Source organism: Sporosarcina sp. BI001-red (assembly GCF_003384035.1).
Lineage (GTDB): Bacteria > Bacillota > Bacilli > Bacillales_A > Planococcaceae > Sporosarcina.
Genome location: NZ_QQAK01000012.1, coordinates 60,282 through 74,443, shown reverse-complemented (window position 1 = coordinate 74,443; position 14,162 = coordinate 60,282). Strand labels below are relative to the sequence as shown.

Here is a 14,162-nt window from a genome sequence, read left to right as displayed (position 1 = left end):
TTAGACAATTCTATCCAAAGAGGTTCTGTTTAGCAATTCTATTATTTAATTATTCTCGATTTTCATTCGGACAAAGAATTCACTGCATCTTTGATTTGTTTTGCCGCTTTTTCAACGATGGATCTAGAGCATGCAAGGTTCATCCGTACGAATCCTTCTCCACCTGGACCGAATGCTTTCCCCTGATTCAACGCAACGTGTGCCTTTGATAAAAAGAATGTTTCAAGTTCTTCTGAAGTCATTTCGAGCTCTGTACAGTCAATCCATGCAAGGTATGTCGCTTCTAAAGGTAAAACTTTCAATACAGGAATGTTTTCAGCAAAAAAGTCTGTTACAAATTTTAAGTTCCCTTGAACGTAATCCATCACTTCATCCAGCCATTGGCTGCCATGAGTGTACGCAGCTTCTGTTGCAACAGGTCCAAACGAATTCGGCATGCCAATAGAATTTCTATTCGTTTCCGCAGTGAACTTTTCACGTAGCTCTTCATTCGGAATGATGATATTGGATGTTTGCAAACCTGCAAGATTGAACGTTTTACTTGGTGCCGTGCACGTAATACTGTTTTGTGCGAACTGCTCTGAAAGTGAAGCGAACGGAACGTGACTTCCCTTTTTGAATACGAGATCAGAATGGATTTCATCCGAAATGACGAGGATTCCATGTTCCATACATATCTCTCCAAGACGTTGTAAGTCTTCTGTTTTCCAAACGAATCCACCTGGGTTATGCGGATTACAAAGCATAAATAGCTTCACAGATTCATCGATTTTCGATATAAGATCTTCAAAATCCATTTCATACGTTCCATTGTTGTTGACGAGTGGATTAAAAACGACTTCGCGGTCATTGGTTTCCGTCACTTTCATGAACGGATAATAGACAGGTGGTTGAACGATGACTTTATCCCCTGGTTTCGTAAAGGCTTGAACCGCTAAGCTCAACGCTGTCACGACACCTGGACTGTGACAAATCCATTCTTTTTCAATCGTCCAGTTATGACGTGTTTTCATCCAATCAATGATGGACTGGTAATAGCTCTCTTCCCTGATCGTGTAGCCAAAAACGCCATGTGCAGCCTTATCAGCGATGGCTTGTGACACTTCATCAGGTACTTTGAAATCCATGTCAGCAACCCAAAGTGGCAACAAGTCTTTCTCCCCAAACAACGCTTCTGCTCCGTCCCATTTTACACTCGACGATTTCATGCGATCGATTACTGTATCAAAATTGTATTTCATGTGGCTTTCTCCTCTCTATTTCTTCAAGTCTGAATCTATCTACGCTATTATCCTATCGCTAACTAAAGGATGTGTACAAAAATCAGCTTACTCCTGCTGTTATAGATCTAACAGTGTAATTTGTTATTTAATTTTTGGGTAAGGTCTAGTACGATGGATATAATGAGTAAATAGACAAAGCGACTAATGCAGATAGATTGAGGAGGTCATTTTTTGAAAAAACTGGTGTGTGCTATTTCAATTTTGGTTGTTTCAATTCTTCTTACAGGATGCAAAGAGAAAGAAACTCCTGCAGATCGAGTACAAGCTTACGTCACGAATTGGAATGAAAGTGAATTTAAAAAGATGTACAGTAATTTTTTGAATACAGATACGAAGAAAATGTTCGATGCTGATGAATTTGTGGATCGCCAAGAGAAATTGGCAAAGGATTTAGGTATCAAAAACCTGAAAGTCACGTACACAAAACCTAAGGAAGAAACAGAATGGAAAGAAGAAGAACCCGCGATCTTCCCAATCCAAATAACAATGGATACAATAGCGGGTCCAATTGAATTTGAAAAAGATCTTACATGGAACTACGAGACCCATGACGATACCGACAACTGGTTTGCTGATTGGGATCCTTCATTCATTCTCCCTAATTTGACGGAAAAAGATAAGATTCAAATCTCCACAATGCCATCAAAGCGCGGGAAAATATTCGACCGCAATGGAAATCCACTTGCCGTGAATGGGACGGGATATGAAGCGGGTATCGTTCCAGGCAAGTTTACAGACGAAACGAAAAAGAGCGAGCTGGCTAAACTTCTTAACACTTCTGTCGATTTCATCGATAAGCAGCTCAACCAAAGTTGGGTACAACCTGACTATTTCGTACCAATAGCTCCTGTTTCAAAAAATAACCAAGCGTTGCTGGATAAACTCATTTCAATCCCCGGAATCACCTATCAAGCGACTGAAATGCGCGAATATCCTTATGGAGAATCTGCAGCCCACTTAACAGGATATATCGGGAAGATGACTGCTGAATTACTGGAAAAGCATAAAGAAGACGGTTATAAGGAAACAGATTTAATCGGTCGACAAGGACTCGAACGTGTTTTAGAGGAACGTTTGCGAGGTAAAGACGGTATTGGAATCTATATTAAAGGTCCGGAGACAGGCGCTACACTTCAAAAGGTCATTGAAACTGAAGCTGTAAACGGAGAAAATATTACGTTGACCATCGATGCAGAGCTACAGAAAAAGATTTTCACTTCCATGAAGGGTGAACCAGGTGCAAGTGCAGCGGTGGATCCACAAACGGGTGAAACACTAGCTCTCGTCAGCTCCCCTAGTTTCGATCCTGCAGAATTCATGTTGGGTGTTAGCGGAGACCGTTACAAAAAGCTATCAGAAGACCCACTGAAACCTCTTTTCAACCGGTTTGCAGCGGCTTACGCGCCAGGGTCATCGTTAAAACCCATAACTGCAGCAATCGGATTGGAGAAAGGAACTTTAAAGCCGGATCAGGGGCTATCCATTACAGGGCAAACGTGGCAAAAGGATTCATCTTGGGGTGCATATCGCGTTTCACGGCTCCATCCGGAAGCACCGAACCCTCTTAACTTGAAATATGCGCTCATCTATTCCGATAATATTTACTTTGCGCAACAAGCACTGGCCATTGGAAAGAAAGACTTCATTGCCGGTTTAACTAATTTCGGTTTTGGAGAAGAGATTCCATTTATGCTCAACATTTCTCCTTCTCAAATTTCGAATGATGGAACGATTTCTTCAGAAGGTCAACTTGCAGATACTTCATTCGGACAAGGTCAAACGTTAGTGAATATTTTACATCTGGCAACGATCTACGAACCGATTCTAACGAATGGCATTATGTATAAGCCTACATTACTGCTGGATGATAAAACCCAGCAAGTGTGGAAAGAAGGAATTTTAAGCAAAGATACCGCAGATATTTTAAAAAATGATCTACGAAGTGTCGTAGTAGATGGTTTTGCCCAAGCCGTCAATATTCCGGACATCCCTATATCAGGGAAAACGGGAACTGCAGAACTGAAGACTTCAGCAGAAGGCCGAGGACAAGAAAACGGCTTCTTTGTAAGTTACAATACGAACAATCCGGCATTTATCCTCGCAATGATGATTGAAAACGTAGAAGACAATGGCGGAAGTGGATATGTCGCTGAATTCGCGTCAGAAGTGTATAAAGCGAATCACAAAAAATAATAGCAATGAAAAGGCGGGGCTGTTCTGAAATGTCATTAGATGACGTTTCGGAACAGTCCCGCACTTTTTCAACTAACGAGCAGCCAGAAATATAACCCTAGAAGCGTTATGAATAGTGTTGGAATCGTTAACACAATTCCGACTTTCATATACGTTCCCCAACTGATCTTGACACCTTTTTGAGACAGAACATGCAGCCAGAGCAACGTTGCCAAGGAACCAATCGGTGTGATTTTCGGACCTAAATCGGAGCCGATTATATTGGCATAGATCAGCGCTTCTCGGATTGGTCCTGTCGCACTCGTCTCTGATATTGCTAATGCATCGATCATAACTGTTGGCATGTTATTCATAACCGATGATAGGATCGCGGCGATGAAGCCCATGGATAGTGTTGCGACAAAAAGTCCCTGATTTGCAGCTAGTTGAATTACTTCTGCGAGGAGATTTGTCAATCCAACATTTTTTAATCCGTAGACGACGACATACATGCCGACTGAAAAGAATACGATTGCCCATGGGGCTCCTTTAACTACTTGAATAGTCTTTACGGCAGCGCTTCTCCTTGCCATTAAGAGGAAGAAAACAGCTACAATTCCCGCTATAATTGAAACTGGAATTTGTATGAATTCACTTGCGAAATACCCAATGAGCAAGATCGCAAGGACGAACCATGACAATCGAAACATCGTATGATCTTTTATTGCATCAGCCGGTCTTTTCAGCTGTGACACATCGTATTTTCCAGGAATGCTCTTCCTGAAAAACAGAAAAAGAACGGCGATACTTGCGACAAGCGCGAACAGGTTCGGCACAATCATTCTGGAGGCATATTCAACAAATCCAATCCCGAAAAAGTCAGCAGAAACAATATTGACCAAGTTGCTGACAACGAGAGGTAGAGATGTTGTATCTGCGATGAAACCACTCGCAATAATGAATGGGAAAATCATTTTTTCACTGAAGTTTAGATTCCTTACCATCGCAAGAACAATCGGCGTCAAAATGAGAGCTGCGCCATCATTTGCAAACAACGCAGCAACCATTGCGCCGAGGACACTGACGTAGATGAAAAGTCTGACACCGCTTCCTTTTGCAAATCGAGCCATGTGCAAGGCAGCCCATTCGAAGAATCCGATTTCATCTAAAATCAGTGAAATGATGATGATTGCGATAAAAGCAAGCGTTGCATTCCATACAATCCCGGTCACATCCGCTACGTCCCCAAAATCCACTACCCCGAAAAATAGCGCTAAAACTGCACCGCCACATGCAGACCAGCCGATTGATAGATTTTTAGGCTGCCAAATGACAAAAACCAAAGTCAATACGAAAATAATGATAGCAATAATAGTTGAAGCCAAAACAACTTTCCCTCCCTATGTACAGGAAATACGCAATCCTTGCGCTTCCAATTCCGTAACAAGTCCGTCCTGATCAGGTAACTGGTCTAGAACCGTCGTTACGAATGAATAATCCGGTCGATCTTTTCTAAGTGAATAAAAAACCCACTGTCCCCTTCGTTCTTCTTGCACTAATTCCGCATCCTTCAATTTACGAACGTGTTGACTGATAGCAGGCTGACTCATCTTGAATATGGCCACGAATTCACAAACGCAACAATCATGAGATTGAAGTAATTTCAGCATCATTAATCTTGTCGGATCTCCTAGTAGCTTCAAGATTTGAGAAGCTCTAGCTATATCCAGTAACTGATGATCATCCATTGAATGTCCCCTCCTCAAAATTAATATTACCATATAAGCATATCCTTATATATAAAATAAAGAATTCACCACCAACAATAGGAGGATGAATTCTAGATCAACATATTTTTTTCATTAAGTATAGCGAACTGCTTTGTCATCCAACCGGTGAATTCAATTACCACATTGCCTCCCTTTTCCATCATAGTTAAAGCCTCTCTGCCATTACCATGATAGATAACGAGTAATCTTTAGTCTTCAATCTAATACTTAGATGATAATCGCCGCGGACTGTCAGGCAACATATTAGCCAATAAAATATAAACTAGTAAAGACGCAGGCGTAACAATAAAAATCAGTCTAACGAGAAATGAAGAAATGCCAAAGAATTCTGCGATGCCGCCACAAACGCCTTGTAAAGAAGAATCCGTTGATGATTTCCTTAAATGTCTAGTAGTCAACTTCTCACCTCAATTCATCCATTTTTTATACACACTATTAATCTTTCCTCTAGTTTACACAATATTCTCTATTTAATCGAGCAGAATCATATTGCTGGGCACAATGAATCCATCCGCTTTAATGACTCGTTGAAGAAAAAAGGCAGTGCCATGAAGAAAGTTCAAAACAGATAGTCATTAGTTCTTTATGCTTCAAAATAATCGCTATTACAAGTAATATCCGAAAAAGTTCTTCTCCCGGCGCTTTGTAAATATTTTGTTATCATTTTCACGTCAGGAGTTCTAGGGGCCATCAGTTAGAGAATTCTTCATGCGAAGGAACGAGAAAATTTAATGTATTTCGATTTTTATAATTGTTATTACTGTTAAATTCTAGTATACTTAAAATAAATATTCGTTAAGGAATTTAATAAATCACCTTTCACCAGGAGGTCCTTGTATGAAAAATGGAAAAGAACATGGGTGGTTCTATTGGACTCTGTCCTATCACAAAAAGTTCGTTCGGTCAGTTTGGATGATTCCTATTGTCCTTATCCTTATTATCATTCTTCTAAATGTACCTGACCTTTCATTACTCTTCAAAGCAACTGCTAGTTGGTTGTTGACTGCGACATTAGCGCTTCAGCTCATTTATAACTACTTCAGATGGAAATATGAAACGTGAGGTTTTGGCCAAAGCTGGAAACAAAATAGCTTTGGTTATTTTTATGCGTTTCCCTTCTTTATATAAAAAAATGGCCTACGGAAAGGAGTTCACTTATGAACAATCTCTATTGCAGATCGGTTCAATTCGCTTACAAAACGGTTGCGCAGTTCCTTCCATGGCGACAACCTCTCTTATTAGAAGGTGAAAACAGTTTACACCAATTGCCATCATTGTTAACACAACATTCCATTCAACAGGTGTTAATCGTCTCAGACGAAGGTATTTCAAAACTCGGTTTAATGGATGGGTTGTTGGATGGGTTGACAAGACAAAGGATTCAGTACGCGGTATTCGATAAGACCGTTCCGAATCCAACAATTGACAACATTGAAGACGCGCTAAAACTCTTCCATACTTCAGGGTGTCAAGGGATCATTGCCTTTGGCGGAGGCTCCCCCATGGATTGTGCAAAAGGAGTCGCAGCCAGAGTTGCCCGACCTGAAAAGACGTTACCTCAAATGAAAGGTCAATTGAAGGTAAGAAAATCCATTCCACCTCTCTTTGCAATCCCAACGACTGCTGGAACTGGAAGTGAAACGACGATTGTCTCAGTTGTCTCTAACAGCGAAACTCATGAAAAGTATGCTATTAATGATCCTGTTCTAACCCCGCATTTTGCGATTATGGATCCACTGTTAACTGTTAATCTCCCAAAACACATTACGTCCACTACTGGAATGGATGCACTCACACATGCAGTGGAAGCATATATCGGGAGGAGCAACACGCCACAAACAAAGCAGTGGAGTCGTGAAGCAACGAAGTTAATTTTCGAGAATCTTTACGAGGCTTACGAGAATGGAAAAAACATCAAAGCTCGCGCCAATATGCAACGTGCTTCGTTTCTAGCAGGAAGAGCATTCACTCGTGCGTACGTCGGCTATATACACGCCATCGCACACACACTTGGGGGATTCTATAATGTTCCCCACGGACTTGCAAATGCAGTCATTATGCCGCACGTGCTTGAGTATTACGGAGACGCGGTACATAAACCGCTTGCTGAGCTGGCAGATATAGCAGGTATCACGGGTCCCAGTGATTCTGAAGAAGTAAAATGTAAGAAATTCATTGAAGCCGTTAGGCAAATGAATAAACAGATGGACATCCCTGAAACAATTAGCGGAATTCAAACAACAGACATTCCTTTAATGGTAGATCGTGCATATAAAGAAGCGAATCCGCTCTACCCAGTTCCTCGGATTTTGAACAAAAAAGACTTAAACACTCTCTATATTTTGATTAAAGGTTAACTTTTTAATAAGATAAAATTTGCTCCAGTGTACATTTTTGAATACAGTAATTAGAATATGTAAAAGGAAATGGCATTGATTTGTAGAGATAAAAAAGCCTGATCCCTATGTATCTTGAACTAGGAATTAGGCTTATGATTTTTATTTTAACATTTTTACCAAACATACTCGATTGTGAAAACTCTATACTTATGTATTAACGTCAATATACTCTTTCCATATTGTCCATTACTTTTAATCTTTCAAGCGTGCTTTTACTTGTACCTACTTAATAGTTCTTGTGAGATATGACAATAATCATTTGGACATCTATCTAACCTGTCTTGATGTTCTTCTGCACTTTTCACATAGTTTGTAAGCGGTAAAACTTCAACCACTATGCGGTCATAATCATCTCTTTCACTTAGAAATGCTTTTGCTTCTTCAAGGTGTTCAGGGTCCTTACTATATACACCTGTTCTGTATTTCTCACCAACGTCCTCACCCTGTTTATTCAAACTGTATGGATCAATGATTTCAAATAAATGGTCCATTAATTGTCTGATCGTTACAACTGAGGGATCAAATTCTGTTTTTACACATTCAGCGTAGCCGTCATAATCACCGTCAAGTGAATGACTAGTTCCATTAGCTCTACCTGCTTCAGTAAATTCAACGCCGGGTAACGTCTTTATAAAAGCTTGTACCCCCCATAAACATCCACCTGCAATATAGACTACTTCCACATTGTCTCTCTCCTTTGTATAAAAGGATCCGAAATCCCCCAAAATAAATAGATGGTTAAATACTGTAATTCCCAAGTCAATTATACATTAAAATTATGACAAAGTTTCTTATTCGACATCAATCGCAAATTTTATTCAATCTATCATTATTTAGATGATAAGAAGAAAGACTATCTCCATATGCTTCATTTTGTGTTTTAACCTTAGTATTTTCTTAATACCTACCTATTAGTTTAAGTCCAATTGCTGAAGATAGAACAATTGATATAAAAACCATCATTCTCCATTCAATTTTTGATTCACCGAAAAATGTCGTACCAATGAATGCACCACCGACTAATCCAATACAATCCAAATTAAAAGAATCGGCGATCATCTTCATTTCTTGAATTTGTTTGTCTATCCTAACTAGAATTTTAGAACCCTAAAGCTTGACTCTCCATTAATACTTTTTAAAATTCTGATTCTTTCGCATAAACACCATACAATAAGTAAACCTCACGCATTCATTGAATGTGTGAGGTTCCTTAGTTTTAGTTATTAATAAGGATCTGCTTCGTGCCCTTTTTCTACTGAATCTTTAACCGCCTCTTTTGACTCAGGAGTCCCTTGTCCAAATTTTGTCTTCCCTGAATCACGCCCCGGAATGTTGGCTTCAGCATTTGTTTCTTTCATTTCTTTCGCTTTTTTCTCAATGCCTTCTTTGACGAGACGGCCATAATCTTCATCTGCTTGGGTGAAGTGTTCAATCATAGCTTCTTGAATACGGGAATCACATGCCGAAAGTGCTTCTGAAAGATTGTTAATCAATTCTTTTCGCTCCCAATCATCGAACTGACGGAACGTTGCACCCGCTTGACCATAATTATTCGGACGGTCGATTGGCGCACTCATGGCTGCTGCGTTAAACATTGGTCGATGTGGCGGTCGAGATTCGTCATGGACTTCCTCAAATCCGCCAAGCATGGAAGGTTCATAATTGATATGAGGATTTTCACCGGACTCACGGGAATCGCGAATATCCATCTGTCCCCGTTGCTGATTGGTGCGGACAGCTGCTTTAGGTGCATTGACAGGTAGCTGCAAATAATTGGTACCCACTCTATGACGTTGCGTATCCGAATAGGAGAACGTACGACCTTGTAGCATCTTGTCATCGGAGAAGTCCATACCATCCACAAGCACTCCCGTTCCGAAGGCAGCTTGCTCAATGTCCATATGGAAATCCTCCGGGTTACGATCCAATACCATACGCCCCACCGGCAACCACGGAAACTGCTCTTCCGGCCAGAGCTTCGTATCGTCGAGCGGATCAAAATCCAGTTCAGGATGATATCCGTCTTCCATAATCTGCACAAATAATTCCCATTCCGGATAATCTCCACGCTCTATTGCTTCATACAAATCCTGTGTAGCATGCCCTACATTCTTCCCTTGAACACAATCTGCATCATCCTGTGTGAGATTTCGGATGCCTTGTTTAGGCTCCCAATGATATTTCACAATCACAGCATCCCCTTTTTCATTCACCCACTTATACGTATTCACACCTGACCCTTGCATGTGACGATAGGTCGCCGGGATGCCCCATGGTGAGAATACAAAGGTAATCATGTGGATAGATTCAGGAGTACGAGATACAAAGTCAAACATCCGTTGAGGATGCGGAACATTCGAGACAGGGTCAGCTTTGAAAGCATGAATCATGTCCGGAAACTTCATGGCATCACGGATAAAAAAGATTTTCAAATTATTACCGACCAAATCCCAGTTACCGTCTTCAGTATACATTTTCACCGCAAACCCTCTTGGATCTCGTGCAGTTTCAGGAGAGTCTTTTGCCCCTGCCACAGTAGAAAAACGAGCCAATACGGGCGTTCTTTTTCCTTCACCTGAAAAAACTTTGGCACGGGTATACTTCTCCACAGGCTCATCTCCCGCCTTGCCATAAGTTTCAAAATATCCAAATGCACCAGAGCCTCTCGCATGAACGACACGTTCCGGAATTTCTTCACGATCAAAATGAGAAATCTTTTCTATAAAATGATAATTCTCAAGTGTTGCAGGACCACGGTCTCCAATCGTCCGGATGTTCTGATTATCTTTCACTGGATGCCCTTGGCGCGTAGTAAGAGTTTCCCGCTTTATCTCTTTTTCATTCTGCTTGTTCTTATCCTTTTTCAACAGAACTCCTCCTCAACTGATGTTTTCAGTATATGACAAATGATCTTCTTCCTAATTTAGTACCAGTTCATATAGTGACAGCCTAGCCATAAAAAGTTCAAAGGAAACCCTTTTTTTGGACTTGGCTTTGCTAATTAAAATTCAAAATGTATCTGGTGCAATCTCATTACGAAAATGTTTATATTTTCAAAAGGGGCGATTATACTTCAAAAAGCACAAAAAGGTAACTGGCCCCTAGGGACCAGTTACCTTTTGTAGATAATGATTGTTATTGTTTAAACCAAAATATTTATATCCAAAAAGTTATTTCTTCACTTTTCTCTTACGTGGTTTCATGAACGTCTCATAAACAATCGGAACAATAACAAGTGTCAATAGTGTAGAACTAATCAGACCACCTATAACCGTTACACCGAGGCCTTTAGAAATCAGTCCGCCACCGCCACCTTCCACACCAAGTGCCAATGGAATAAGCGCACCAATCGTAGCAAGTGCCGTCATTAAGATTGGACGTAGACGAGTAGATCCCGCTTCCAAAAGGGCTTCACGTGTTGAAAGTCCTTCCTTCTCTTGATGAATCACGCGGTCAATCAAAACAATCGCGTTCGTTACAACAATACCAATCAACATCAATGCACCAATCATAGCAGATACATTTATTGGCTCCCCGGAAATCCAAAGCGCCACTAAACTACCGATAATTGTGAATGGTAGTGAGAACAAAATAGCGAGTGGAGCTAAGGCACCGCCAAATGTCACAACAAGTACAAAGTAAACAATCGCTACTGCTGCTAGCATAGCAAGCCCTAATTGGGAGAATGACTCATTGATCTGTTCAGTGACACCGCCGAAGTCCACTTTCACTCCGCTTGGTAAATCAAGATTGCTGATTTTCTTTTCTACTGAACTTGAAATGGCTGCGACATCTTTACTTGTCACATCAGCCGTAAGGGAGGCATACATTTTGCCATCTCTTCGCTGGATTGTGTCTGGCGTTTTACCTTCTTCGACATCCATTACATCTCCAAGTTTTACAGGAATGCCTAATGGTGATTGAATGACTTTGTTCTTCAACTCATCGATATTCTTATATTGATCTTCCTTCACATCGATATACACATTTAACTCTTTTCCATCTTGTTTTACCGTAGTTATTGCAGGCGCTTCACCAGGAGTCATGAGATTCATGCCAACTTGTGCTGCGGTTAATCCTAAGCTGCTCAATTTTTCCTGATTTGCGACAAGTTTGTATTGGTCATATGCTTCTGTAAGGCTAGACTCAACTTTTTCCAAATTCTTGTTGCCTTCTAGAATAGGCAAGATTTGGTCAGTTGCTTTCTCGATATCTTCCTTGTTATCCCCATAGACATATAATTGTAAGCCACTGCCGCCCATGCCGCCAAAGTCCATACTTTTCCATTGACCTTTGGCTGTGTCTTCATTTAGCGTGTCAATGACTTTAGTTGTTTCATCACCGAAGTTTTTAAAGTCTTTATCGTATTCAATGAAGAACAGCGCAGAATTACTTCCACCCATTCCCATCATGGCATCCATAGGGCTACCGCCACCTAACGAATACTGATACGTCGTAACTCCTTCATGTTTACTTAAATAGTTCTCTGCATCCATAGTGATTTTTTCTACATCTTCTCTTGTTTGGCCCGCTTCCGGACTATAAGTAGCCATGATCATTTTTTCTTCTTCATCAGGCAAGAAGCTAACGCCTATCAAAGGAACCAAGAAGAAACTAAGAACAAGTACGACTACAGATCCCCCGAAGGTAATCAGCTTATGATTCAATGTCCATTCCAGAACATGAATATATGCGTTTGCTAGCTTTCCTGGTTTTTCTTTTTCTGCTTTAACTTCTTTTGTTCCAACTAGACTCAATTGCTTTTTATACAACGAATGAGCAAGCATTGGAACAATGGTCACAGCCACAACTAATGATGCTGCGAGTGCAAATGCTACCGCTAATGCAAACGGTAAGAACATCTGTCCAACCATTCCACCAACTAACCCTATTGGCAAGAATACTGCGATTGTCACGATTGTAGATGAGAAGATTGGGATAAACATCTGACGAGTCGCTTCGCGTATTAACTCTTTTCCACGTAATTGTTCTCCTGGTAGTGCCATACGTCTATAGATATTTTCCATAACGACGATTGAGTCATCGATTACACGACCAATCGCAACCGTCAAGGCACCTAGTGTCAACAGGTTTAAAGTGATATCCATTTGATGCAATAGGAATATGGCCATCAATAGAGACAATGGAATTGAAATGATGGAAATCAGGGTAGTTTTAATACTTCTCAAGAACAATAAGATGATCAATACAGCAAATATGATCCCGAACAATGCTTTACTAAGCATCGTACTTACTGCACTTTCGATGGGTTCCCCTTGGTCCAACGTAGTAATGACTTTTAAATCCAAGTCTTTTTCAAAAGTAGAAATTTTATCTTTCACATCGTTGACAACTTCAACAGTATTGCCGTCAGCTGCTTTTACAATTTGAATTCCGATGGAGTCTTCCCCGTTCGTTCTAGAAATCGATTCAGCCTCACTTACCACTTTGATATCGGCTAAATCTCCTAATTGAACAGAAGGAATTTCTGCAGGAGCTTGTGCTTGTGGATTTCCTTGTTGTGTTTGTGCACCTGGATTCCCCTGTTGCGCTTGACCCATTTGACCCGCTTGAGCAGGCATGGCAGGAATCTTCAATTTTTTCAAATCGTCCACACTAGCAATGTTCCCATCAATGACCAGGTTCTTTACTTTGCCATCAAAATTAGTCAAACCTAATGGGAATGTAATATCTGATCCTTGAATGATTTGCTGAATTGTATCCTGTGATAATCCGTATTTCTTTAACTGTTCATCATCAAAATCAATTGTGACTTTTTTCAATTGCTGACCAGTAATTTGGACATCTGCTACACCTTCGATACCTTCTAATTCAGGTAGAACATCTTTTTCCACTACGGTCGTCATTTCCTCCGCAGTCCGTTTGTTATCACTTACACTCAACGTGAGAACTGGGAGTGCATCGAAACTTAGTCGTGATACTTGTGGTTCTTTTACACTTTCAGGCAACGAAAGCGTCGACAAAGCTTCTTTTATTTCTTCGGTAGCCTTATCCATATCTGTGTTGAAATCAAATTGAACTTGAATAGATGATGCATTAGCTAAAGAAGAGGAGCTAACCAGTTCTACACCATTTAAGTTTTGAATCCGTTGCTCGATTGGAACTGTTACTTTTTCAGCTACCTCATCCGGAGCTGCTCCTGGATAGGTAGTCAGAACCGTTACGTTCGGTAAAGTAATAGTTGGCATTGTTTCCTGTTTCATATTGAAACCGGAATACAACCCGGCAACTACAACCATAATTGTCAGTATCCACACTGCAAACTTATTGTTCAGCGCGAAATTAGTGATTTTCTTCAACTCATACACTCCCCGTGTTGATAATTCTCTACTTCATTGACCATGCAGTCATGATGTTTTATACTATAAATGACCAATCAGTCAAACGCAAGAATTATTGCGTACTATTCTCACTGATTTTTCACATAAACCATTATTTCACGTTGCATGACTATACGGTCAGAAGAAACAACAATTACAGCTACTTCTCACCCTTAT

At 40.5% G+C, this 14,162-nt stretch carries 10 protein-coding genes; 3 read left to right on the top strand and 7 right to left on the bottom strand.

The features are described 5' to 3' along the window. Positions 1-62: 62 nt before the first annotated feature. Positions 63-1,241, bottom strand: a complete 1,179-nt coding sequence (locus DVB69_RS09745; protein WP_116018923.1) for a MalY/PatB family protein — start codon at positions 1,239-1,241, stop codon at positions 63-65. A gap of 213 nt (positions 1,242-1,454) precedes the next feature. Between DVB69_RS09745 and DVB69_RS09740 the strand changes: the two genes are divergently transcribed. Next, complete coding sequence (locus tag DVB69_RS09740) at positions 1,455-3,476, top strand: penicillin-binding transpeptidase domain-containing protein (protein WP_116018922.1); 2,022 nt, start codon at positions 1,455-1,457, stop codon at positions 3,474-3,476. 68 nt (positions 3,477-3,544) lie between these two features. On the opposite strand, the gene DVB69_RS09735 is transcribed toward DVB69_RS09740, so the two are convergent. From DVB69_RS09735 to DVB69_RS09725, 3 genes are all read right to left on the bottom strand, one after another. After that, complete coding sequence (locus DVB69_RS09735; protein ID WP_116018921.1) at positions 3,545-4,840, bottom strand: arsenic transporter; 1,296 nt, start codon at positions 4,838-4,840, stop codon at positions 3,545-3,547. A gap of 15 nt (positions 4,841-4,855) precedes the next feature. Then, the gene (locus tag DVB69_RS09730) at positions 4,856-5,203 is read right to left on the bottom strand and encodes an ArsR/SmtB family transcription factor (RefSeq protein ID WP_116018920.1); all 348 of its coding nucleotides are present in this window, start codon (positions 5,201-5,203) and stop codon (positions 4,856-4,858) included. A gap of 242 nt (positions 5,204-5,445) precedes the next feature. After that, positions 5,446-5,643 carry a PspC domain-containing protein gene (locus tag DVB69_RS09725; RefSeq protein ID WP_116018919.1) on the bottom strand — a complete coding sequence of 66 codons (198 nt, stop codon included), beginning with the start codon at positions 5,641-5,643 and terminating at the stop codon, positions 5,446-5,448. Positions 5,644-6,082: 439 nt separating this feature from the next. On the opposite strand from DVB69_RS09725, the gene DVB69_RS09720 reads away from it, so the two are divergent. Both DVB69_RS09720 and DVB69_RS09715 read left to right on the top strand, forming a co-directional pair. Then, positions 6,083-6,307: a hypothetical protein gene (locus DVB69_RS09720; RefSeq protein WP_116018918.1), complete on the top strand. Its 225-nt coding sequence runs from the start codon at positions 6,083-6,085 to the stop codon at positions 6,305-6,307. 95 nt (positions 6,308-6,402) lie between these two features. After that, entirely contained in the window at positions 6,403-7,602 is a 1,200-nt protein-coding gene (locus DVB69_RS09715) for an iron-containing alcohol dehydrogenase (RefSeq protein ID WP_116018917.1), read from the top strand. A 254-nt stretch (positions 7,603-7,856) separates the two neighbouring features. On the opposite strand, the gene DVB69_RS09710 is transcribed toward DVB69_RS09715, so the two are convergent. The 3 genes from DVB69_RS09710 to DVB69_RS09700 all read right to left on the bottom strand — a co-directional run bounded on the left by DVB69_RS09710 (position 7,857) and on the right by DVB69_RS09700 (position 13,964). After that, positions 7,857-8,327 (bottom strand): peptide-methionine (S)-S-oxide reductase, encoded by a 471-nt coding sequence (locus tag DVB69_RS09710; RefSeq protein WP_116018916.1) that lies wholly within the window; start codon positions 8,325-8,327, stop codon positions 7,857-7,859. A 540-nt stretch (positions 8,328-8,867) separates the two neighbouring features. After that, positions 8,868-10,514, bottom strand: coding sequence for a catalase (locus DVB69_RS09705; protein ID WP_116018915.1), 1,647 nt, complete (start codon positions 10,512-10,514; stop codon positions 8,868-8,870). Between the two features lie 300 nt (positions 10,515-10,814). Beyond that, positions 10,815-13,964, bottom strand: a complete 3,150-nt coding sequence (locus DVB69_RS09700; protein WP_116018914.1) for an efflux RND transporter permease subunit — start codon at positions 13,962-13,964, stop codon at positions 10,815-10,817. Positions 13,965-14,162: the final 198 nt, after the last annotated feature.